1 protein-coding gene is annotated in these 1,681 nt (G+C 43.0%); it reads right to left on the bottom strand.

From position 1 onward, the window contains the following. Nucleotides 1-104: 104 nt before the first annotated feature. Complete coding sequence (gene istA / locus DBT_RS11615) at nt 105-1,565, bottom strand: IS21 family transposase (RefSeq protein ID WP_067620891.1); 1,461 nt, start codon at nt 1,563-1,565, stop codon at nt 105-107. Nucleotides 1,566-1,681: the final 116 nt, after the last annotated feature.

Below are 1,681 nucleotides of genomic sequence, written 5' to 3'. Positions count from 1 at the left end.
TGATATAAAATCCAGGTAAGAGAGATTGTTTTCAATGGCATACTGGTTTCTGGCCTCTATGCTCTTGGCCATTCCAGATAGCTTAAGGCCTTGAAGCTGTTTTATTATTTCCATGGGCCTTCACCTCCAGCCAACCTGTCATATATTGACAAGTCATTGGCAAAACCTGATCCAGTGACTGTTGATCCTCTTGTGTCACTAGAAACATAGAGGCCGTTTTCGCATATCCTCTTGACTGATCTATAGCTTATGGCTCCAAAAAGTATGGCCCTTTCACAGGCCTTGTTTAATACATCAGGGTCAAAACTTTGGCCTAAAGATAAAACTCCCTGGATTGATCTCCGCCAACTCTGGGGAAAAGCTTTCTCAAGATGGTTTAAAAAATCCAGCACAAATGGCCCTATCTCTTTACACTTGGCCTCATAATAGGACCGGGGCTTGGGCAGCTTATAGTCTGGAATGTGGCTCTTATTTGTTATAAACTCCCCCTTGCCATTGGAGATTATATGAACGGCTATCTCACTTAGGTCTTTGTCAAAAATATGCAATAGGTGGGAGGTGGCCTTTAAACTTACTTCTTTGCCTACATACCTATAGGGAACAGAATAATAATTATATTTGTAGTATACATGGCTATAGGCATTGACCTTTCGCTTGGATAAAAATGGAACCTCATATCTCCTTAATGGCAATGGCTTAAGAGCTCTCTTTTCCGTTCTCTCAAACTCCTCCCTGGGGAGCTTGCGGGTAGTACCATGAACACGGCTATTGCATACTTCATCGAGCCATCTTTTGAGCTCTGTTCTTGCTCCTGAAAGCTCCCTGCTATCAAGCCCCTTCAAGAAAGATCTTTTTACATACTTGATACCAGACTCTACCTTCCCTTTCTCTTCTGGACGCCTAACCCTACAAGTTACCGGGCTTGAACCATAATGCTGAAGCATTCGTGAATGCTCTGATTGAATCTCTGGTTCATAAAAGTTCGACCTCACAACTCCTGATTTGAGGTTGTCTATCAGAACAACTTCTGGCACTCCACCAAAATACTCAAAGGCATTTATGTGACACCGCAAAAACGTCTCTGTATCTTGGGTCAAAACCAACTCGTAATAGCTCATACGGCTATAACTAAGGGCCATGCAAAACACCCAACATTTACGCCACTTACCCTCGATTAAAAATTTTCCAGCATATCCAAAATCTACCTGGGCCTCTTTACCAGGGGGACTAAGTATTGGAATCTTGCCATCCTTGCCAACCTTTAGCTTGCGGAGATACTTCTTTAACCCGCTATAGCTGATCTCAACGCCATGGATCTCACAAAGCTTGCGGTGGATTAAAACCCCAGAAAGCCCTTCTTCTAAATATGAAAGTATTTCCTCTCTATATGCGTCCAGCCTGCTCCTCTTTCGCATCCTGGGAACCTTTACCTCCCCGTCCTTTACTCTCTCACGAATCTTTCTCACTGTCTTTCTGTCAATCCCCAGCTCACGGGCAATACCGGAAATGCTCCATCCTTGATCCAATAATGTCTTTACTGTGTAATACATCTCAATCCCCTTCATCCTCAGGCCCCTGTTTAAGTCATTTCTTAAACAAGGTAACCCTTTAATTATTCATTGACTAACCAAGTGGGGATTTTTAAGTGCCCTACCCTGGGGAAATTAAAGTGACTTTAACA

This window comes from Dissulfuribacter thermophilus (assembly GCF_001687335.1).
Taxonomy (GTDB): domain Bacteria; phylum Desulfobacterota; class Dissulfuribacteria; order Dissulfuribacterales; family Dissulfuribacteraceae; genus Dissulfuribacter; species Dissulfuribacter thermophilus.
The sequence above is the reverse complement of the archived record's forward strand: the minus strand, read 5'-3'. Positions and strand labels throughout refer to the sequence as shown.